General features: G+C 74.7%; 18 protein-coding genes. 8 read left to right on the top strand and 10 right to left on the bottom strand.

Annotation, left to right across the window (positions count from 1 at the left end; translation table 11 throughout):
• The first annotated feature begins 57 nt into the window (after nt 1-57).
• Entirely contained in the window at nt 58-1,125 is a 1,068-nt protein-coding gene (locus ACF9IK_RS18445; RefSeq protein ID WP_395295289.1) for a helix-turn-helix domain-containing protein, read from the top strand.
• Between the two features lie 49 nt (nt 1,126-1,174).
• Here ACF9IK_RS18445 and ACF9IK_RS18440 read toward each other — a convergent pair whose 3' ends face one another.
• Nucleotides 1,175-1,951, bottom strand: coding sequence for a MerR family transcriptional regulator (locus ACF9IK_RS18440; protein ID WP_395295288.1), 777 nt, complete (start codon nt 1,949-1,951; stop codon nt 1,175-1,177).
• A 221-nt stretch (nt 1,952-2,172) separates the two neighbouring features.
• On the opposite strand from ACF9IK_RS18440, the gene ACF9IK_RS18435 reads away from it, so the two are divergent.
• A complete protein-coding gene (locus tag ACF9IK_RS18435; protein WP_395295287.1) occupies nt 2,173-2,913 on the top strand; it encodes an aquaporin in 741 nt (246 codons plus the stop codon).
• Between the two features lie 189 nt (nt 2,914-3,102).
• Here ACF9IK_RS18435 and ACF9IK_RS18430 read toward each other — a convergent pair whose 3' ends face one another.
• The 4 genes from ACF9IK_RS18430 to ACF9IK_RS18415 all read right to left on the bottom strand — a co-directional run bounded on the left by ACF9IK_RS18430 (nt 3,103) and on the right by ACF9IK_RS18415 (nt 6,407).
• On the bottom strand, nt 3,103-4,308 hold the full coding sequence (locus ACF9IK_RS18430; RefSeq protein WP_395295286.1) for an LPXTG cell wall anchor domain-containing protein: 1,206 nt from the start codon (nt 4,306-4,308) through the stop codon (nt 3,103-3,105).
• 397 nt (nt 4,309-4,705) lie between these two features.
• Nucleotides 4,706-5,137 carry a YunG family protein gene (locus ACF9IK_RS18425; RefSeq protein ID WP_395295285.1) on the bottom strand — a complete coding sequence of 144 codons (432 nt, stop codon included), beginning with the start codon at nt 5,135-5,137 and terminating at the stop codon, nt 4,706-4,708.
• Nucleotides 5,138-5,179: 42 nt separating this feature from the next.
• Complete coding sequence (locus tag ACF9IK_RS18420) at nt 5,180-5,596, bottom strand: PPOX class F420-dependent oxidoreductase (RefSeq protein WP_395298611.1); 417 nt, start codon at nt 5,594-5,596, stop codon at nt 5,180-5,182.
• A gap of 250 nt (nt 5,597-5,846) precedes the next feature.
• Nucleotides 5,847-6,407 (bottom strand): GlcG/HbpS family heme-binding protein, encoded by a 561-nt coding sequence (locus tag ACF9IK_RS18415; RefSeq protein WP_395295284.1) that lies wholly within the window; start codon nt 6,405-6,407, stop codon nt 5,847-5,849.
• Between the two features lie 359 nt (nt 6,408-6,766).
• Here ACF9IK_RS18415 and ACF9IK_RS18410 point away from each other — a divergent pair, with 359 nt between their 5' ends.
• Nucleotides 6,767-8,035: a sensor histidine kinase gene (locus tag ACF9IK_RS18410; protein ID WP_395295283.1), complete on the top strand. Its 1,269-nt coding sequence runs from the start codon at nt 6,767-6,769 to the stop codon at nt 8,033-8,035.
• Complete coding sequence (locus tag ACF9IK_RS18405) at nt 8,032-8,676, top strand: response regulator (protein ID WP_395295282.1); 645 nt, start codon at nt 8,032-8,034, stop codon at nt 8,674-8,676. Before ACF9IK_RS18410 ends, ACF9IK_RS18405 begins: the two co-directional genes overlap by 4 nt.
• Before the next feature lie 57 nt (nt 8,677-8,733).
• Here the strand turns inward: ACF9IK_RS18405 and ACF9IK_RS18400 are convergent, their stop codons facing one another.
• Nucleotides 8,734-9,342, bottom strand: coding sequence for a hypothetical protein (locus tag ACF9IK_RS18400; RefSeq protein ID WP_395295281.1), 609 nt, complete (start codon nt 9,340-9,342; stop codon nt 8,734-8,736).
• 260 nt (nt 9,343-9,602) lie between these two features.
• Between ACF9IK_RS18400 and ACF9IK_RS18395 the strand changes: the two genes are divergently transcribed.
• The 4 genes from ACF9IK_RS18395 to ACF9IK_RS18380 all read left to right on the top strand — a co-directional run bounded on the left by ACF9IK_RS18395 (nt 9,603) and on the right by ACF9IK_RS18380 (nt 15,918).
• Nucleotides 9,603-10,205 (top strand): TetR/AcrR family transcriptional regulator, encoded by a 603-nt coding sequence (locus ACF9IK_RS18395; protein ID WP_395295280.1) that lies wholly within the window; start codon nt 9,603-9,605, stop codon nt 10,203-10,205.
• Between the two features lie 265 nt (nt 10,206-10,470).
• A complete protein-coding gene (locus tag ACF9IK_RS18390; protein ID WP_395295279.1) occupies nt 10,471-11,250 on the top strand; it encodes an alpha/beta fold hydrolase in 780 nt (259 codons plus the stop codon).
• A gap of 130 nt (nt 11,251-11,380) precedes the next feature.
• Nucleotides 11,381-12,322 (top strand): NAD-dependent epimerase/dehydratase family protein, encoded by a 942-nt coding sequence (locus ACF9IK_RS18385; protein WP_395295278.1) that lies wholly within the window; start codon nt 11,381-11,383, stop codon nt 12,320-12,322.
• Nucleotides 12,319-15,918 carry an aminotransferase class I/II-fold pyridoxal phosphate-dependent enzyme gene (locus ACF9IK_RS18380; protein ID WP_395295277.1) on the top strand — a complete coding sequence of 1,200 codons (3,600 nt, stop codon included), beginning with the start codon at nt 12,319-12,321 and terminating at the stop codon, nt 15,916-15,918. Before ACF9IK_RS18385 ends, ACF9IK_RS18380 begins: the two co-directional genes overlap by 4 nt.
• Before the next feature lie 74 nt (nt 15,919-15,992).
• Here the strand turns inward: ACF9IK_RS18380 and ACF9IK_RS18375 are convergent, their stop codons facing one another.
• From ACF9IK_RS18375 to ACF9IK_RS18360, 4 genes are all read right to left on the bottom strand, one after another.
• Nucleotides 15,993-16,553, bottom strand: a complete 561-nt coding sequence (locus ACF9IK_RS18375) for a toxin (protein WP_395295276.1) — start codon at nt 16,551-16,553, stop codon at nt 15,993-15,995.
• A complete protein-coding gene (locus ACF9IK_RS18370; protein WP_238860277.1) occupies nt 16,550-16,990 on the bottom strand; it encodes a helix-turn-helix domain-containing protein in 441 nt (146 codons plus the stop codon). Before ACF9IK_RS18370 ends, ACF9IK_RS18375 begins: the two co-directional genes overlap by 4 nt.
• 395 nt (nt 16,991-17,385) lie before the next feature.
• The gene (locus ACF9IK_RS18365; RefSeq protein ID WP_395295275.1) at nt 17,386-18,570 is read right to left on the bottom strand and encodes an MAB_1171c family putative transporter; all 1,185 of its coding nucleotides are present in this window, start codon (nt 18,568-18,570) and stop codon (nt 17,386-17,388) included.
• A 44-nt stretch (nt 18,571-18,614) separates the two neighbouring features.
• Nucleotides 18,615-19,340 (bottom strand): WHG domain-containing protein, encoded by a 726-nt coding sequence (locus ACF9IK_RS18360; RefSeq protein ID WP_395295274.1) that lies wholly within the window; start codon nt 19,338-19,340, stop codon nt 18,615-18,617.
• Nucleotides 19,341-19,506 lie beyond the last annotated feature (166 nt).

Below are 19,506 nucleotides of genomic sequence, written 5' to 3'. Positions count from 1 at the left end.
GGCGGCCGGAAGGGCTACACTCACCGGCATTCCGCCACCCGTCAGCAGGGGGTTCCCATGGCCCGACAGAGCCACTCCGGACCGGTGGCCGTCGCCATCGGCCGGCGGCCCGAGCCGGTTCACGACGTCGCGGTGTACGCCTTCGCCGGCATGACGCCGTTCGAACTCGGCGTGGTGGTGGAGGTGTTCGGGCTGGCTCGGCCGGAGCTGACCGGGCTGCTGGCGGCGCCCTGGTACGGCTTGAAGGTCTGCGCCGACCGGCCCGGCACCGAGCTCGACGCGGTCGGCGGCTTCTCCCTGACGGCCCGGCACGGGCTGGACGAACTCGCCGCCGCCGACACCGTGGTGATCCCCGGGGTTCCGATCGCCCTCGGCGGCGCGGGGGCACCTCCCGGCCGCCCGGCCGGGGGAGTCTCCCCCGGCCTGGTCGCCGCCCTGCGGACGGCGCACGAGCGCGGCGCCCGGATCGTGTCGATCTGCTCGGGTGCGTTCGCCCTGGCCGCCGCCGGGCTGCTGGACGGGCACGAGGCCACCACCCACTGGCGGTACGCGGAACTGCTGCAACAGCGGTACCCGTCGGTGCGGGTCAACCCCGACGTGCTCTACGTGGACAACGGCTCGGTGCTGACCAGCGCCGGAAGCGCCGCAGGGATCGACCTCTGCCTGCACCTGGTCCGCCGCGACCACGGCGCCAAGGTGGCCAACAGCGTCGCCCGCCGCTTCGTCGTGCCGCCGCACCGGGACGGCGGGCAGGCCCAGTTCATCGAGGCCGCGATCCGGCCGGTCGAGGAGGAGGACGACGGCGTCGCGCGCTCGATGCAGTGGGCGCTGGACCACCTGTCGTCGCCGCTGACCGTCTCCGTGCTCGCCCGTGCCGCACGGATGTCCGACCGCTCCTACCTGCGCCACTTCACCGCGCGCAACGGCACCAGCCCGATGCGCTGGGTCGTCACCCAGCGCATCGCGGCCAGCCTCCCCCTGCTGGAATCGCCCGACGGCTCGGTGGAGGAGATCGCCGTGGCGGTCGGTTTCGAGAGCGCCGCGACCTTCCGCCACCACTTCGGGCGGGTGATGCGGACCTCCCCCACCGCCTACCGCCGCTCGTTCGGCCGCGGCGTCGCCTGAGCAGGCCGCCCGGCCCGTCCCGCAGCCGAGCCGCGGCGGACCTTCCGCGTCAGCCCTGCTCGCCCGTGCGGAAGGCCGCGTTGGCGAGGATGGCGTCGTGCAGCCACCGGGCGAGCCCGGGGGCGAGCTGCTCGTAGACCTCGGTGAACCGGGGGTCGGCGACGTACATCCCCGCGATGCACCGGTGGATCTCGAAGGTGCAGTCGTAGAAGTTGTCGACGATGTGCTGCCGGTGGACCTCGGCGAGGTCCATGGCCGGGCCGCCGTCGGCGGGCTCGCCGGCGGTGAACGCGGCGGCCAGGCGGTCGTTCAGGGCGTCCGCCTCGGCCTTGATCCGCTGCCAGTCCGTCTTGCCGTAGCCGGCGGTGCGGCGCTGGGACTGGGCCCAGGCCGCGGTGTCGCCCCAGCGCTGCTCGGCCTCGGCCTCCCACCCCTCGCGGTAGGCGTCGCCGAAGACCTCGAACTTCTCCTCCGGGGTCAGCTGGATTCCCATCTTCTGTGCCTCCATGGCGTGTTCGACGGCCGCGGCCAGTTCCTGGAGGTGGGCGATGCGCTCGCTCAGCAGTCGGTGCTGGCGCCGCAGGTGCTCGCTCGGGCTGACCGAGTGGTCGTCCAGGATGGCCGCGATCTCTTCCAGGGGGAACCCGAGCTCGCGGTAGAACAGGATCTGCTGCAGCCGGTCGAGGTCGGCGTCCCGGTACCGGCGGTAGCCGGCCCGGGTACGGCCCTCGGGGGACAGCAGTCCGATCTCGTCGTAGTGGTGCAGGGTCCGGACGGTCACCCTGGCGATCCCCGCCACCTGCCCGACCGAGTAGCCGCCGCTCATGCGCACCCTCCGACGATCCGCTCCCTCATGTGGGGCTCCCTTCGTGCTGACCACGAGCCTCCGCCCTCCCGCTGCGTGAGGGTCAAGCCAGTTTCACCGGTCCCGTCCGCCCCGGCGGTCGACGGTCCCGTGCGAGTCTCCGAGCGGGGGTGCCCGGGCCGGACGCGGATTGGACGAAGCCGCCAATTGCCGGGCCGGACTGCGGCCGCGACCATGTCGCCATGACCACGATCTCTCCGCCCCTGAGGCGACGGCTGGCCGCGGAGGCGGTCGGCACGGCGGCGCTGGCCGCCGTGGTGGTCGGCTCGGGCGTCCGGGCCGCCGCGCTCACCGAGGACGGCGGGGTGCGGTTCCTCGCCAACGTCGGCGCCTCGGCGATCGCCCTGGCGGTACTGATCGGGCTGCTCGGTCCGGTCTCCGGCGGGCACTTCAACCCGCTGGTGACGGCGGGCGCGTGGTGGGCCGGTCGGCGTGCCGGCGAGGGGCCGGGCCTGCGCGAGCTCGGCGCCTACACCGCCGCGCAGACCGCCGGCGCGGTGCTCGGGACGGGCCTGGCCAACGTGATGTTCGAGCGGCCGTTCGCCGAGCCGTCCGGGCAGGCCCGGGACGGCGGTGCGCTCTGGCTCGGCGAGGTGGTGGCCACCGGCACCCTGCTCCTGGTGGTGTCCGGCCTCGACCGCAGCAGGCGCGGCGGGCCGGTGCCGGCCGCGGTCGGCCTCTGGGCCGGTGCCGCCTGCTGGGCCACCTCCTCGGGCGGGTTCGCCAATCCGGCGGTCACCGTGGGGCGGGCCCTGACCGACAGCTACACCGGGATCGCCGCCGGCTCCGTCCCCGGGTTCGTGCTCGCCCAGGCGGCCGGTGCGGCGGCCGGTGTGGCGCTGGCCGCGCTCCTGTTCGGCCGGTCCGACCGGACGGCCTCCGTCCGGGAGGGCGCGCGCGACCTGGTCCCCGGCCCCCGGTAGCCGCGCGCCGGCGGCCCGCGGGGCGGCCCGGCCGGTCATCCTAGGCCAGGTCGTGGAACTCCCGCCGTCCGCCCGGTGGAGGAACGACCGTGCCCCTGGCGCGTCCGGCGAACGGACGCACCAGGGGCACGCGGGTCGGGACGGGGCTCGGCCCCGGGCCGGGGCCGCCGTGGTTGCGGCGGCCCGGGCTCAGCCCTGCTGGGTCGACTTGCGGCGGCGGAGCACCAGGAGGGTGCCGGCACCGGCCGCGAGGACGGCACCGCCGGCGATCGCGATGGCGGTGGTGTTGTCACCGCCACCGGTGGTCGCCAGCGCCTTGTCCGCGGCGGCCTTGGCCCCGGAGACGGCGGCCGGGGTGAGTTTCGGAGGCGTCACGTTCGGCACGGCGACCGGGAAGTCGATCGGCTCCTGCGGGCCGGCCGAGGTGGTGGCGCCCGGGGCGGTGGCGGCCGGGGAGGTCGCCGGCGCCGAGGTCGCCGGGCCGGTCTCGGTCGGCGCGGTGGTCGGCGAGGTGGTCGCCGACGGCGAGGCCGTGGTGGACGGGGTCGCCGTGGCCGACGGGGTGGCCGACGTGGTCGCCGTGGCGGTCGCGGTGGCGGTCGGCGACGTGGACGCGCTCGGCGTGGCGGTCGCGGTCGGCGACTGGCTCGCCGTCGGGCTGCCGGTCGGCTTGGTCGCGGTCGGGCTCGGCTTGGCGGTGGTGGGCTTCGCCGTGGTGGGCTTGCCGGTCGGGCTCGGCTTGCCGCCGCCGGACTTGATGGTGAAGCCGGCGCCCTTGATGCCGTCGCAGCTGAAGTGGCCGTTGCCGACCGCCTCGCCGGTCTCGTCGTCGAGCTGCTCGGAGAAGACCACCGGCACCACGCCGGCCTTGCCGAGCGGCGCGTCGTCGGTGAAGGAGACGCGGACGGTGATGTTCAGGCTCTTGCCGCGGTTGACCGCGAGCAGGGAGCCGCCGTCCACGTTGCCGTCGCCGTCCACGCCGGCGAGCATGATGAGCACCGCGTCGTCGTCGGTGTCGCCGCCACCGGGAGCGACACCGGCCGGCAGCCACGAGCCGCCGGGCAGCTGGTACTCGACCTTGAGGTGGTCGGCCTCCAGGCTGCCCGGACGGTTCTTGAACTTGAGGAAGGGGTAGAACACGACGTCGTGCTTGGTCGCGTTGTCGACCTTGAAGGTGAACTGCTTGGACTCGCCGCCCGCGATGAAGGTGCTCGGCACCCCGGCGACGGACAGGTCGAGCGCGTTGTGCGCGGCCTTGTCAGCCTGCGGTGCGGCGGCGGCCGACGAACCCGTGGTGCCGGCGGCCACGGCGCCCTGGGCGCCGGCCAGCACCATCGAGGAGGCGAGCGCGGCGGCGCCGGCGAGGGCGAAACTGCGGCGTATGGACTTGGACAAGGAGACCTCACGAGAGAGTCCGGGCGCGGCCCGGGAAGCGGCGGGCACGGCTGTCCGAACAGCAAACCCCCCGCGAGCTGAAAGTCCGACGGAGACTACCGAAGGAATCGGCCACTCCGGAAGGCGGGTACCCCTCTTGTTTCCCGCCCGCACCCCCACGCCCGTCCGTTTGGTCCAACTCTGTTACCAGAAAGGGCTTTTGATCACGACCGCCAGGCACCTGGCATGACCGGTACACGTCCGCGGAACAGTACGCGAACTCCGGCCGGTGGCGCGATCCCGACCCGGGCACTTTCGGCCCGGGGTGCGGTGCCCGTGCGGCAGGCCCGGTCGCGGCCCGCCGGGGCCGGTCGCGGTCGCGGCCCAGGGGCCGACCCCGGCTCACCGGCTCACCGGCTCAGGCGCAGGCCCGCTGGGCGAGCGCGACGGCGGGGGCGTCGCCACGCCGGTCGGCCTCCAACTGGGCGACCACCCGGCGGCGCAGCAGCTCGTACTGGGCCTGGAGCCGGCCGGGGCGCTGCGGGCGGGCGACCGGACGGCCCGGACCGACGCGTTCCTCCGGGCCGAACTGCTCCCGGGTCAGGTCGACCTCGAAGCCGGTCGCGAACCGGTTCCACCAGTGCAGGTCCGTCCGGACCCCGCCGACGTGCACCTCGCCCATCATCAGCTCGCCGCCGAGCAGGTCGTGCAGCACCATCGCCGTCACCCCGCACTGTCCGCGGGCGGGATTGTCGGGACGCCAGTGGGCCAGGTCCTCGGGCGCACAGGTGTCGACGCCCCAGGAGGAGCGGATCGCACGTTCGATGTCGTTGAGGGTCCACGCCGTCATACCGGGAAGCCTGCCACGCGCCACCGACAGCGGCACGGGTTTTCAGTCCGCGACTCCGTGTTCCGCGGTGACCTTCTCGATCCCGACCCGGACCAGCAGTTCGCCCGGGACGCCGTTGCGGGCGCCGTACTGCTCGGCGAGGTCCTCGCCCATGTAGCGGGCGGCGATCCGGGTCGCCCAGGCACGCACCTCGGTGAGGTCGTCGCTGAGCCGCGCGGTGCCCTGCACCAGGGCGAAGGAGAACGGCGGTCGGTCGTCGTCCACGCAGAGCATCACCCGGCCGTCACGGGCCAGCGTGCGGCCCTTCACGGTGGCGGCACCGGTGTTGAAGACGATCTCGTCGCCGTCCAGCAGGAACCAGACCGGCGCGACGTGCGGGCGGCCGTCGGCCCGGGTGGTGGCGATCTTGGCGGTGCGGGTGCCGGCGGAGAGGAAGGATCGCCACTCGGCCTCGGTCATGTGTGCCATGGGGTCATCCTGGCCGCTGCGGCGCTCCGGCGGCAGGATCCGGAGCGGCGCGGCGCGCCGGAGCGCGGCGTTCTTGCGCGCCGCCGGCCGGGCCCGAGCGCCGGGGCGGTCGGGCCCGTCCCGGCGCTCGTCGCCGCCCGTTCGCCAGGTCCCGTCCGCCGGAACGCCTCGGGCGGAGCCGGACCCGGAAGCGGCCGGGCAGGACCGGGTGTCCCGGACCGCCCGGCCGCCCGACGAACGGCTACTTCGCGAGCGCCTCGACGCCGGCCTGCGCGAACTGCTCGTCCAGGTCCCCGCCGGGCGCGCCGGCGACGCCGATCCCGGCGACCGGAGCGCCCTTCGACTGCACCGGCGCACCGCCGGCCAGGAAGAGCGTGCCCGGGATGTCCTTGAGGTTCGGCGCCTGCGCCAGGCGCCTGGCCAGCTCGGAGGTCGGGGCGTTCCAGGAGACGGCGGTGAAGGCCTTGCGCTGCGCGGACTCCGGCGACTGCGGGCCGGCGCCGTCGCCCTTGAGCAGGACCCGGGTCACGCCGTCGCGGTCCACCACGGCGACCGAGACGTGCTGGCCGGCCTTGGCGGCCGCGTCCAGGGTGGCCTGGGCGGCCCTGGTGGCGGCCTCGATGGTCAGACCGGTGGTCTGGGCGAGGTTCCCGTTCCGGGTGTCGGCCTTGACCGCGGAGGCCGCGGCCGGGGTCTCCGCGGTGTCGGCGCTGGCCGAGACGGCGCCGACGGTGGCGGCGGCCAGCGCGGCGGCGGCGACGGTACCGGTCAGCACACGGGTGCGCACGGAGGTCTTCTTCATGGTCCTGCTCCTCGTCGGATCGGTCGGGGCCACGGCCGGAACCAGGGGGCCGGGTCGGGCTCGGCGGCTTCGGTGTCGATCCTCCGGCCGGTGCCCCCTCGGCCGCATCGACGGTCCGGCCGCCGCCGGCGCGCATGATGGATGACGGTCCCGTCAACCGATCGGCTGATGCGCGGCCCGGCCGACCGGGTCACCATCGAGGGATCGGCGCAGGTCGGCGCAGGGTCGGGCGAGGTCGGCGTCGCCGCCGGTACGGCCGGCGGAGCACCGTCGGCCGGACGCGCCCGAGCCGCCGGACGCCGCCGCGGTAGCGGCCACCCAGGCCGCGCAGCACCGGAAGCAGAGTGAGGAACGACCTCGTGGAGCAGCCGCCCCGCACCGCCGCCGCGAGCGGTGACGTGCCCGCCGCCGACCCGGACGCGGGCCGGCTGGCCGTGCTGCTCGACTCCGCCTTCCTGCTGCTGCTCGCCACCTCGCTGAGCCGTTTCCTCAGCCACCACCCCGACAACCCGCGCATCCCCTGGGTGCTCGGGCTGAGCCTCGCCCTGGCCCTCGCCCAGCCGGCCGGCTCCTGGCTGGCCCACCGCCGCCCGCCCGCTCCCGGGCAGCGCCGGCGGCTCTGGCCGCTGGCCCTGGTGGTCGGGCTCTGGGGGGTGCTGGTCCTGCTCGCACCCAGCTTCGCGTGGTGCGCCGTCCCGCTGGTCTACACGGGTCTGCGCACCCTGCCGGCCCGGGCGGCCATCCCCCTGGTGGCGGCGCTGACCCTGCTGGTGGTGGTCGGCGAGATCCGGCTGCCCGGCCCGGTGGACGCCAACCTGGTGCTGCTGCCGCCCGCGGTGGCCGCGCTGGCCACCGCCGTCTTCCTGTACATGGAACGGCAGTCCGAGCGGCAGCGCGCACTGATCACCGACCTGCGCCGCACCCGGCGCGAACTCGCCGCGACCGAGCGGCGGGAGGGCACCCTGGCCGAGCGCGAGCGGCTGGCGATGGAGATCCACGACACCCTGGCGCAGGGGCTCTCCAGCCAGCAGATGCTGCTCCAGGCGGCGGACCGGACCTGGGACGCCGACCCGGCGACGGCCCGCACGCACGTCCGCACCGCCGCCGACGTCGCGGCCCGGAACCTCGCCGAGGCGCGCCGCTTCGTCCACGACCTCGCCCCGGCCGAGCTCGCCGACGGCCGGACGCTGGACCAGGCGCTGCGCTCGCTCGCCGAACGGGAGTCCGCCGAGAGCGGCCTGCCGGTCCGCTTCCACCTGGACGGCGCCCCGGTGCCGCTGCCCGCCGCCGCGCAGTCCGCGCTGCTGCGGATCGCCCAGGGGGCGCTGGCCAACGTCCGGGAGCACGCGGACGCCTCGGCGGCCGCGCTGACCCTCTCCTTCCTCGGCGACCAGGCCGTCCTGGACATCGCCGACGACGGCCGGGGGTTCCGACTCGCCGGAGGAGCGGGAGCCGGGGCCGGCTCCCGGCCCGGCGCGACCGGGCGCGGCCACGGGCTGCCCGCGATGCGGGCCCGGCTGCGCCAGCTCGGCGGCACCCTGACGGTGGAGAGCACCCCCGGCGAGGGCACCGTGGTCTCCGCCGCCGTCCCGCTGGAGCCCCGACGAGAACCCCTGGAGCCCCGATGAGCACCGCTCCCGTGACCGTGCCCGTCCGCCTGCTGGTCTGCGACGACCACGCCGTCGTCCGGGCGGGCCTGCTCGCGCTGCTGGCCAGCGCCGGCGACATCGAGGTGGTCGGCGAGGCCAGCAGCGGCGAGGAGGCCGTGTCGCTGGCCGCCCGGCTGGCTCCCCAGGTCGTGCTGATGGACCTGCAGCTCGGCGGGGGCATCGACGGCGTGGAGGCGACCCGGCGGATCACCGCGGCCCCCGACGCCCCGCACGTCCTGGTCCTCACCACCTACGACACCGACGCCGACATCACGCGCGCGATCGGCGCCGGTGCGACCGGTTACCTGCTCAAGGCCGAGCGGCCGGAGGAACTGTTCGCGGCGGTGCACGCGGCGGCGCGCGGCCGTACCGTGCTCTCGCCGCCGGTCGCCTCCCGGGTGATGGCCCAGATGCGGGCCCCCCTGCCGCAGCTCACCGATCGGGAGCAGGACATCCTGGCGCAGCTGGCCCAGGGGCTGGGCAACCGCGAGATCGCCCGGGCGCTGTTCATCAGCGAGGCGACGGTGAAGACCCATCTGGGGCGGATCTACGACAAGTTGGGCGTCGACACCCGCGCGGGCGCGGTGGCGGTGGCCAAGGAGCGCCGGCTGCTGCGCTGACCGCGCGGACGCCACCTCCCGCCGCCTCCCCGCGTCGTGCTCGCCGTACCGCCCGGCTCACCCCAGGGCGCTCCAGAACGCGCAGCGGATCCGCGGCAGCGCCGCCGTGCCACTGCCGGCTCCCGGGAGCGGAGCACCGGAGGCGGCCTCGGCGGACCAGCCCGGCCGGGCGGCCTTCCCCGGCGAGACCGCCGTCAGCCGGGCCCGGCCCAGCGGGCCGAACTCCAGACCGAGCCGGTAGCCGTCCGGGGTCACCGCGGCCAGGCCGGGCAGCGGGCGGCCGGCGTTCACCGAGGTGAGCCGCCAGCCCCGGCGCTGCCAGGCCGCCGCCACCAGGCCCGGCAGCTCCGGCCGGCGCGCGGGCGAGATGACCGTGACGATGTCCAGGCTGCGGGCGACGTACCAGTGCACGGCTCCGTCGTCCGGGCCGGATCCGGGTGCGAGCAGCCGCGTGCCCGTCCGGGTGGGCCCCTGCCGCCAGGCCAGCTCGGGCCGGACCGCGTCCAGGGTGTCCCGGAGCAGGCGGTCGCAGCGGTCGGCGGCCTCGGCCCGCTCGGCCTGCCCGCCGTGGACCGGCTCCGCGGGCGGCACGGGGGCCGCCCGCAGCGGCCGCCGCGGCCGGCCGGCGTGGATCTCGACGTTCGCTTCGGCGCCACCTGGCTGCACCGGGACCTCCGTGGTTCTCCCGGCGTTCACCCCCGGGCCGCATGCGGTTTCTTCTGCTCCCTGGACGGCACCGCACCCGGCGCCAGTTCCACCGCCCGCGCAGACGCGTGACCCGCCCGCGGCCGGACCCGAGAGTAAACTGCACCGGGTAGTGCAATCAATGGCGAAGGAGCGACCCCCGGATGACCCCAGGGACCTCAGGGACCTCAGCGGCCCCGACCACCCCCACCGCACCGGCGCCGGCCGCGGGCTCCCGCCGCATGCCGGCGAAGCGGCAGGCGATCACCCGCGCCGCGAGCACGGTCTTCGGCCGCGAGGGCTACACCCGAGCCAGCGTGGACGCGATCGCCGCCGAGGCCGGGGTGTCCAAGCGCACCATCTACAACCACTTCGGCGACAAGGAGAAGCTCTTCCTCTCCGTCGCCCTGGAGACCGCCGACGAGCTGACCGAGGTCATCGCCGGCCTGGCCGACCGGCACCTGCACAAGATCGTCGACCTGGAGACCGACCTCACCGCCTTCGCCGTCGACCGCGCCCGGGCCGTCCTGACGGCCGGCGACCACTACGCCCTGGGGCGGACGATCCGCGCCGAGGCCGCGAACATCCCCCCGGACGTCCTGCGGGCGTGGCTGGACGCCGGGCCGCTCGCCTCCCAACGCGACCTCGCCGCACACTTCGGCCGGCTCGCCGACCAGGGCCTGCTGCACATCGAGGACGCCACCCTGGCCGCGACCCAGTTCACCCTGCTGACCTTCAGCGGCGCCGCCGACGCCACCTTCTTCGGGGCCGTCCCGATCGCCGAGGAGGACCTGAGGGGCGGCATCAAGGCCGGCATCAAGGCCTTCCTGCGCCTCTACGGCTGAGTCCCACCCGCGACCGCGCGCCGCAGCGCCCACCGCGAGGGCCGACCCCACCCCGGGGCCGGCCCTCGCCGCACATCCGGGCCCCGCCACCCCGACGGTCGGCCACCCCGCCCCTCGGCGACGACGACCCTCGATGCCGGGACGGTCGCCGCAACCAAACATGCACTGCACGGTGTAGTTGCTTCCATAACCTGCACCGTGTAGTTTACCTTTTGTCGGCGAGACCGCGCCGAACCCCCCGCCCCACCTTCCCGGAGGACCCGCCATGCCCGCCGTCACCGTCGACACCGCCCGCATCCCCTACCGCATCGTGGGCGACGGCCCCGAGACCCTGCTCCTCGTCCACGGCACCGGACCCGGCTCCGGCATGTGGGACCACCTGCTGGACGGTTTCACCGACCGCTACACCGTGCTGCTCCCCGAGCTGTCCGGCAGCGAGACCGCCGAGGACGACGGCGCCGAGCTGACCGTCGACACCCTCGCCGCCCAGGTCAACGCCGTCATCGAGGACGCCGGCCGCGGCCCCGTCCACCTGGTCGGCTTCTCGCTGGGCGCGGTCGTCGCCACCGCCGCCGCGGCCCGCCGCCCCGAGCAGGTCCGCCGGCTGGTCGCCGCCGCGGGCTGGATCAACGCGGCCGACGAGTACCTGCGCAACATGATGACCGTCTGGCTGGCCATCGCCGACGACCCGGCCGCCTTCGGCCGCTACGCCACCCTCACCGCCTTCAGCCGCGGCTTCCTCAACCGGATCGGCCGCGAGGCGGTCGAGGCCAACGCCGCCTTCATGCAGCCCACCCCCGGGACCCTGCGGCACATCGCGCTGGACCTCAGCCTGGACATCACCGATCTGCTCCCCCTCGTCCAGGCCCCGACCCTGGTGATCGGCTGCCGCCAGGACGCCACCATCCCGGTGGAGAACACCCGCTGCCTGCACGCGGCCATCGCCGGCAGCGAGTACGCCGAGTTCGACACCGGCCACGTCGTCGTGTTCGAACAGGCCGAGGCCTTCGCCAGCACCGTTCGCGACTTCCTCACCGCGGCGTGAACCGGGCCGGGCGGCGCCCCCGACCGGCGCCGCCGCCCCACCGGCCGCCGCCCCGCCGGCCGGACAGCCCGTCACACAGCCCCGACGCATCTGCGACACGAGCTGCACACGGTCGGGTTAGTGTGCGGGCGTGAGCCTTCATGTCGTCATTGGATTCGGGCCCGCCGGAGCGGCCACCGCTCGGCTGCTGGCCGAACAGGGTCATTCGGTACGGGTCGTCACCAGGTCGGGCCGCAGCGCCGAGCCCGGAATCGAACACGTCGCGGTGGACGCGGCCGACACCGAGCGGCTGGTCGCGGCCGCGCAGGGTGCGACCGCCATCCACAGCTGCGCCGCGCCCCCCTACCACCGCTGGGCGGACGAGTGGCCGGCGCTGGCCGCCTCCCTCTGCACGGCGGCCGAGCGGACCGGGGCCGTCCTGGTCATGCTCGGCAACCTCTACGGCTACGGTCCGGTGACCGGCCCGATCACCGAGCAACTGCCGCTCGCGGCCACCGGCACCAAGGGCCGGGTGCGCACCGCCGTCTGGGAGCAGGCGCGCAGTCTGCACGAACAGGGCCGGATCAAGGCCGTCGAGGTACGGGCCTCCGACTTCTTCGGGCCCGGCGTGACCGACGGCGGCCACCTGGCCGCGCGGGTCGTGCCCCGGCTGCTGAACGGCAAGCCGGTCTCCACGCTCGGGGATCCGGACGCCCCGCACAGCTGGACCTACCTCCCCGACGTCGCCGCCGCCCTGGTCGAGATAGCGGGCGAGGAACGGGCCTGGGGCCGGGCCTGGCACGTCCCGACCGAACCCCCGCTCTCCACCCGGGAGATGGTCGACCGCCTGGCCGCGGAGGCGGGCACCGGACCGGTGGCCGTCCGCCGGCTGCCGCCGGCCGTCCTCGGCCTCGCCGGGCTCGTCTCCCCGCTGCTGCGCGAACTCAAGGAGATCCGCTACCAGTTCGACGCGCCCTTCGTCGTCGAATCCACCGCCTACCAGGCCGAGTTCGCGGTCCGGCCCACCCCCGTCGCCGAGCAGGTCGAGGCGACCGTGGCGTGGTGGCGAGAGCACCTGGCCGGCGCCCGATGAGCAGCGCGACGGCGAACGAGGCGGCGGGCGCCGGGCCGGCACGGCGGGACGACGTCGCGATCGTCGGGATGGCCTGCCGGTTCCCCGGTGCGCGGAACCTGAACCAGTACTGGCGGTTGCTCACCGCCCCGCAGGCGCAGTTCACCACCGTGCCGGACAGCCGGTGGCGCGCCGGCGCCTTCCTCAGCGACAACTTCCGTGACGCTTCGTCGGCCTACACCGACCGGATGGCGCTGCTGCCGGACGTGGGCCACTTCGACGCGGCGCACTACGGCATCCCGCCGCGCCGCGCCCGGTCGATGGACCCGCAGCACCGGCTGCTGATCGACCTCGCCCGCGAGGCGCTCCAGGACGCGGGGTGGGAGGCCGAGGGCTTCGACCGCGAGGAGACCTCGGTGATCACCTCGCTCACCGAGAGCGGCTACCGCGACATCAGCGCGATGCAGATCCGGATGCGCCAGCTGGCCGGCGGCGAGTTCGGGGCGCGGGCGACCGACCCCGGGCTGCGCGAGGCGGTCCGCGCGGTCGACGGCCTGCACGGCTCCTCGGTGGCCGGCCTGCTGCTCAACATGGGCCCCAACACCGTCAGTTCGGTCTTCGACCTGCACGGCGAGAGCTACGCGCTGGACTCCGCCTGCTCCGGCGGGCTGATGGCCGTGGCCAACGCGGTGCACGCCCTGCGCGCGGGCCGCAGCCGGATCGCCCTCGCGGGCGGCGCCCAGCTGATGCTCACTCCCGACCTCCTGATCGGGCTCTGCCGGATCGGCGCCGTCTCGCGCAGCGGGCAGTGCCTGCCGTTCGGCGCCGAGGCCGACGGCTTCGTGCTCGGCGAGGGCGCCGGAGTCCTGGTGCTGCGACCACTGGCCGACGCGCTGGCGGCCGGCGACCGCGTCTACGCGGTGGTCCGCGGGGTCGGCACGGCCAACGACGGCACCGTGCAGGGCGGTCTGCACCCGCAGGCCGCCGGCCAGCTGCGCGCGCTGCGCCGGGCCTACCGCGACGCGGGCCTCACCCCGGACTCGGTGGGCTACCTGGAGGCGCACGGCACCGGCACCGCGGTCGGCGACCCGGTCGAGATCGGCGTCCTGCGCGAACTTCGCGGCGACGCCGGCGGACCCGCCTACCTCGGCGCGGTCAAGGCCGTACTCGGCCACTCGCTCAACGCGGCCGGGATCGCCGGGCTGATCAAGACCGTGCTGGCGGTGCACCGCGGAGTGGTTCCGCCGCAGCCGGAGTTCGGCCTGGCCGACCGCTCCGCGCTGGACGCCGCGGGGCTGAGCGTCGCGACGGTCCCGAGCAGCTGGCCCGCGACCGGTGGGCCGCGCCGGGCGGGCGTGAGCGCCTTCGGCTTCGGCGGCACCGGCGTGCACCTGGTGGTGGAGGAGTGCACCCCCGCCCCGGCCCCCGCGGTGCCGGACCGCGAGCCGCAGCTGCTGGTGCTCAGCGGCCGCGACCGGGCCGGACTGGCCCGCTACGCGCGCGAGCTGGCGGACACCCTGACCGCCGACCGGCCGCCACTGGCCGCCGTGGCGGACACCCTGGCCCGCCGCACGCCGCTCACGGAGCGGCTGGCGCTGGTGGCGCAGGACACCGAGGACGCCGTCGCCAAGCTGGTAGCGGCGGCCGAGGCCGTGGCGTCGGGCCGGAGCGGGAGGTTCGGGCCCGGACAGCTGGCTGGCACGGTCGCGGACGGCGCGCCGGCCGAGGCGGCCGTCCCGGCGCCGGGCTCGCTCCCGGCCGAAGCGCGGACGGCGGCGCTGGCCGGGCTCGCCGAGCAGGCGGTCACCGGCCCCGGGTTCCGTCCGCTGACGGCGCGCACGCCCCCGAGCACCCTGCCGCCGAGCCCGCTCGCCCCGCGCCACCACTGGGTGGTGGCGGAGACGGGGCGCGACGTGGCGGAGCCGCTCGCGCCTGTGGCCCGGTCCGCGGCTGCGGCGGCCGGTGCCCCGGTGCGGGCCACCGACGCCACCGCCGCGGCCATCGTGCTGGAGGAGGTGTCGCGGACCGGCGTCTTCCCGCTCTCCGACCTGGACGGGCGGATGACGCTGGTGACCGACCTCGGCTTCGACTCCCTGATGCTCCAGGAGCTGGAGGTCAACATCGGCAAGCGCGTCCCGGGCTTCCGCAGCGAGGAGCTCTACGGGCCCGGCGTCACCGTCGAGGGCCTGTCCGCGCTGGTCGGCCCGCACCTGGACGGTCCGCAGGAGGCCCGGCCGCAGGAGGCCGTGACGCCGGAGACCCGGCCGTACCCCGACCTGCCGGCGCCCGCGGGCGGGCCAATGCCGGCGCCACTGTCCGAGCCGCCGCCGGAGCCGCTGCCGCGACCGCGGCTGATGCACGTGCCCCAGCCCCGGCAGCCGGAACCGCCGGCTCAGCAGGCCTGGTCGCCGGGAACGGCGAGCGTCGACGACTTCCCCGAGGTGCGGCAGTTCGAGGAGCGACTGGGCACGATCACCGCGAGCGGCGCGGAGTGGCCGTACTTCCGCGTCCACCAGGGCAACATCCGCGACACCACGGTGATCGGCGGCCGGCCGTACCTGTCCTTCGGCAGCTACAACTACCTGGGCCTGTCCGGCCACCCGGCGGTCAACCGGGCCGTGCACGAGGCGGTGGAGCGGTACGGCACCTCGGTCTCGGCCAGCCGGGTGCTCTCCGGCGAACGGGACCTGACCGTGACGCTGGAGCAGGCGCTGGCCGACTTCCTCGGCGTCCAGGACTGCCTGACGCTGGTGAGCGGCCACGCCACCAACGTCACCGCGATCGGGCACCTCGTCGGGCCGGGTGACCTCGTCATCCACGACGCGCTCGCCCACGACAGCATCCTGCAGGGCTGCACGCTCTCCGGGGCCGCACGGCGCCCGTTCGCGCACAACGACACGGGGCAGCTGGAGCACATGCTCCGGCTCAACCGCTCGCGGTTCCGGCGGGTCCTGATCGCCGTCGAGGGCGCCTACAGCATGGACGGCGACCTCGTGGACCTGCCCGCCGTGATCGAGCTGAAGAAACGGTACGGCGCCCTGCTGCTGGTCGACGAAGCGCACAGCATCGGGACGGTGGGGGCGGGCGGCCGCGGCGTGGGCGAGTTCTTCGGCGTCGACCGGGCCGACGTGGACCTGTGGATGGGCACGCTCTCCAAGGCCTTCGCCAGCTGCGGCGGCTACCTCGGCGGCTCGGCCCGGATGGTGCGGTGGCTGCGGCACACGCTGCCGGGCTTCGTCTACAGCGTGGGCCTCACCCCGGCCAACGCGGCCGCGGCGCTGGCCGCCACCGAGCTGATCACTGCGGAACCCCGCCGGGTCGGCTCCCTGCGGCGCAACGCCGAGCTGTTCCTCGGCCTGGCCCGCGCGGCCGGCCTGGCGACGGGCTCCAGCGCGCACACCCCGATCGTGCCGTGCATCCTGGGCGACTCGGCGCACACCCTCCGCGTCGCGGACCGGCTCTTCGCGCGGGGCCTCATCGCCGATCCGATCTTCCACCCCGCCGTGGAGGAGGGGCTCTCCAGGCTGCGGTTCTTCGTCACCAGCGAGCACCGCGAGGACGACGTCCGGCGCGCCGTGGCGATCCTCGCCGAGGAGGTGGCGGCCGTGCACGCCTGACCGGCCCGACTCGGGGTCAAGTCCGTTCCGGAACAGCGGCGTTCCAGGCGGGGTGACGTCCGACCGACGCGGGTTCAGATCAGCGTGCGCTCGATCCGGCTGAGCACCGCGCTCGGCCCGCCCCCGGCGGCCGGCGTGGAGCTGCTCGGCTCCGCGACACCGCCCACCCGCTGGGAGAGCAGATAGGCGATGATCTCCGCCTCCTGCTCCTGGACGTCGTCGTAGGTCGCGCGCAGGAGCATGTCCCGTACGAGGTCGGGGTCGAGGTTGGGGAAGAGGAGGCGGGCGGTCGCCTCGTCCAGCCAACCCGCCCCGCGGTGACAGCAGATGATGTGACCCAGCTCGTGCAAGATGATGTGCTCCTGATGCGTGCTGGTCGTGTTGGCGTCGTAGAAGATGAGGTCTTCGTCGCGTGCGGCGACCCACATGCCGCACGGGTGCGAGGCCGGCATGTGCATCGGGACCAGTGTGATCGGGCGTTCGCGGATCTCCCCGAGGTAGTGGCAGAGTTCGGCCACGTCGGCCACCTCGGGGAGGCCGAGCTCGGCGATCTTCTCGGCGCCCGCCTTCCGGAGCCGCTTGAGCTGACTGCGGCGGTCCGGCCCCGCCCCCGAGGCCTTCCTGCCGGCCCTCACTCCGGATTGGCGGGGTCGGTGACCGGCGGCAGGCCCTGCAGCTGCCGGTACTGGTCCATGATGGCCGTGATGGCCTGGAGGTTCTCCTTCTTCATCCCGGCGGCCCGCATCGCCACCGCACGGACCCCCGCCTGCCGCAGCGCCTCGATGGCGGCGACCTGGCTGAGCACCGACTCGGCGACCTGCTCGTCGAAGAAGTACGCGACCGAGACCCCGAAGAACTTCGCCAGGGCGGCCAGGAGGTCCGGTGAGGGGTTGGAGCGCTTGCCCGTCCGAAGCTGCGACAGATAGACACCCCCGACCTTGAGTTCGGGGTTGACCCGCTTCAGCTCCTCGGCCACCTCGGCGTTGGTCCAGTGCCGGCCCTTGGGCCGCACCGTTCTGAAGAGGTCGTCCAGACGCACCGCCAACACGGGCCGGTCGTCGGTCTCGGACATTGCGATTCTCCCCCCGTCACCTCCCAGTATTGCTCTCAGCTATCCGTCAGTTTCGCAGATTAGCCGCTAGTTGACAATCGGCCGAGACTCCGCCAACGTGTACCTCGCAGATAGCTGCCAGCTAACTTTGCTCACGGGGGTAGCCGAGTTGGCTGCGGCCTGCCACCTGGTCCGACCCTCGGGGGACGGGCCGGACCAGGCGCGGCCCGGCGGGGGAGACGTCCCCGCCGGGCCGGACAGGACGAGCGGCCGATCCGCCAGGGGGGAACCTGGGGACGGGGAAGCCGGTCGAGGGGGAGACGGCCGACCGCGGGGGGTGCGGGGAGCCGTCGAAACGGGGGCAACGAAGAAGAAACCCGCCCGGCCTGACGGGGGTTCAGGCCGGGCGGGAGCTCTCAGTCCGCGGTGCGGAGTCTACTGTAGGCGGATGCCACCTTGGTGAGCCAGGCCACTTCCGCGGTGAAACTGACGGTGTCCCGGTCCTCGAAGTCGCCCGCGTCCTTGTTGTCGGCGGGGATGGTGCCGGTGCTCTTCGCCCGCAGCGCCTGGCGGATCTGGGCCGCCTCGGCGAGGGCCTGCCGGGCCTCCTCGGTCGTACCCGTGCCGGCGCGGTCGGGGCCGCCGGCGGCGCGGTCGGGGCCGCCGACGGCGCGGTCGATGTAGGGCCGCAACTCCCGCCAGCCGTCGCGGATCTCGACCACCCGCCGGTGCAGCCGGTAGTTGAGGTCGGAGACCGTGGCGCCCGGCCGCGGCGGCTCCAGGGCGATGTCCGGCGAGGACTCGTAGAGGTCCCGCCAGAGCGGGTACAGCACCCGGTAGGAACGGTAACTCCTGGCCCAATCAAGCAGCTTGGCCGCCGACGCCCCCCAGGAGGTGATGGTCAGGCCGAGCGAGAGGGTGACGATGCCCAGCGCGCTGAAGACGTTGGAGGCGAGCTGCCAGACACCGATGTCGACCCCCGCCGCGGCGGTGAGGATGTTGACCGTCCGCGCCGTGCAGTAGAGGAACAGGATCACGGTGGCGACGGAGAGCGTCTGCAGGGCCTGCCGCAGGGACGCGTTGTCCGTCATCCGGGCGTACGGGCCGCACTGCAGGAAGATGGTGACGCACGGAACCGCCTGGGAGACGATGAACACCAGGAGGTAGGTCAGCACCAGCGGCTGGCCGCTGCCGGTGTTGAAGTCAGTGGCCGGCCGCCGGGTGCCGTCGGCGACCAGGAAGAGCACCACCAGCAGCACGTTGAGGGCGATGCCCGCGACCACCCAGTAGCGGGTCTTCCGGGCCGCCGCCTCGGCGACCGTCTCCGCCCACCCCAGCAGGATGATCTGCGCGCAGACGCAGTAGGCGACCGCCGACAGGTGCATCAACAGGATCGCGAGGTTGCCGACGCCGAGGAAGCTCCCGCCCCCCATGGCGACGGCACCCATCGTGAAGGTGAGGCACTGCAGCAGCAGCGTGATCACCAGGACGCGGTAGCCGGCGTCCCGCCAGCTGCGCCGGACCTGGCCCAACCGGTAGGCGAGCGCGGCGTAGGAGGAGAGCGCCGCGATGACGAAACAGAGGGTTCTAGTGGTATTCACGGCCTGATTCCCCGCCACTGCCGCACCCGCGGCCGACGGACGGTCTAGTCGTTGTGGTCACCCAGCGGCACGTCGAGCCCGATGCTCTCGGCCGCCACGGCGATGGCGAAGTCGAAGAACGCCGGTTCGTCCCGGACGCTGTCGTGGGTGCGGCTGAAGACCTGGAACACCAGGAGCCCGATGAGGTTGCTCCACAGCACGATGCCGCGCTCGATGACGTCCGCGAACGGAGCCCCGGGCGCGCCCCCGAAGAGCTGCACGGCCTCCGGCAGCAGCAGCGACGGCCCGGGCAGCGGGCGGCGCGGCGGGGTGAGCTCACCGGCCTCCAGCGCCGAGCGCACGATGCCGGCCATCACCGCGGGGGTCCGCGCGGCGGCCGGAACGGTGTCCTGCGGGGCGTGGTACCCCGGCACGGGCGAACCGTAGATCAGCGTGAACTCACCGGTGTTCGCGAAGGACCACTCGCGCAGCGCCCGGGTGACCGCGAGGAACCGCGCACCCGACGACGCGCCCGCCTCCCGGGCGTCCTGGTCGGCCCGTTCCATCGCGGCGGCCGACTCGTTGTAGGCGTCGATGATCAGCGCGGTCAGCAGGTCGTCCCGCTCCGGGAAGACGGCCGACACCTCGGCGGCGGCGAAGCCGCCCGCTCTGGCGACGCCGTCGAGGGAAAGCCCCCCGGCCCCCAGTTTCACGAGCAGTTCACGCGCACTGGCCTTGATGGCCGCCGCCAGCCCGTCCTGGTCGGCGGCGCTTGCTCCGGAAACATCCATGGGCCAAACCGTACCCGGCGGTCGGCTCCCCCAGAAGGCCGACGGCGAAGCCGCCCCGGCCGCCCGCTGTGATCCCGGCCACCGGCTCGCCGGACGCGCCACAGGGCCTGCACCGCCCCCGGCAAACGCAGAAGCCCCAGGTCTCCGACCTGGGGCTCTACCACTG

Origin of the sequence: Kitasatospora hibisci (assembly GCF_043950205.1) — a bacterium.
In the GTDB taxonomy this organism is placed as follows: Bacteria; Actinomycetota; Actinomycetes; order Streptomycetales; family Streptomycetaceae; genus Kitasatospora; species Kitasatospora hibisci.
The sequence above is the reverse complement of the archived record's forward strand: the minus strand, read 5'-3'. Positions and strand labels throughout refer to the sequence as shown.

Bases quoted from the DNA above. Each gene is read 5' to 3' on its own strand.
- ACF9IK_RS18405 (WP_395295282.1), top strand. From the start codon at position 8,032: ATGAGCACCGCTCCCGTGACCGTGCCCGTCCGCCTGCTGGTCTGCGAC.
- ACF9IK_RS18415 (WP_395295284.1), bottom strand. From the start codon at position 6,407: ATGAAGAAGACCTCCGTGCGCACCCGTGTGCTGACCGGTACCGTCGCC.
- ACF9IK_RS18440 (WP_395295288.1), bottom strand. From the start codon at position 1,951: ATGAGCGGCGGCTACTCGGTCGGGCAGGTGGCGGGGATCGCCAGGGTG.
- ACF9IK_RS18435 (WP_395295287.1), top strand. From the start codon at position 2,173: ATGACCACGATCTCTCCGCCCCTGAGGCGACGGCTGGCCGCGGAGGCG.
- ACF9IK_RS18445 (WP_395295289.1), top strand. From the start codon at position 58: ATGGCCCGACAGAGCCACTCCGGACCGGTGGCCGTCGCCATCGGCCGG.
- ACF9IK_RS18395 (WP_395295280.1), top strand. From the start codon at position 9,603: ATGCCGGCGAAGCGGCAGGCGATCACCCGCGCCGCGAGCACGGTCTTC.
- ACF9IK_RS18360 (WP_395295274.1), bottom strand. From the start codon at position 19,340: ATGGATGTTTCCGGAGCAAGCGCCGCCGACCAGGACGGGCTGGCGGCG.
- ACF9IK_RS18370 (WP_238860277.1), bottom strand. From the start codon at position 16,990: ATGTCCGAGACCGACGACCGGCCCGTGTTGGCGGTGCGTCTGGACGAC.
- ACF9IK_RS18420 (WP_395298611.1), bottom strand. From the start codon at position 5,596: ATGACCGAGGCCGAGTGGCGATCCTTCCTCTCCGCCGGCACCCGCACC.
- ACF9IK_RS18425 (WP_395295285.1), bottom strand. From the start codon at position 5,137: ATGACGGCGTGGACCCTCAACGACATCGAACGTGCGATCCGCTCCTCC.
- ACF9IK_RS18380 (WP_395295277.1), top strand. From the start codon at position 12,319: ATGAGCAGCGCGACGGCGAACGAGGCGGCGGGCGCCGGGCCGGCACGG.
- ACF9IK_RS18390 (WP_395295279.1), top strand. From the start codon at position 10,471: ATGCCCGCCGTCACCGTCGACACCGCCCGCATCCCCTACCGCATCGTG.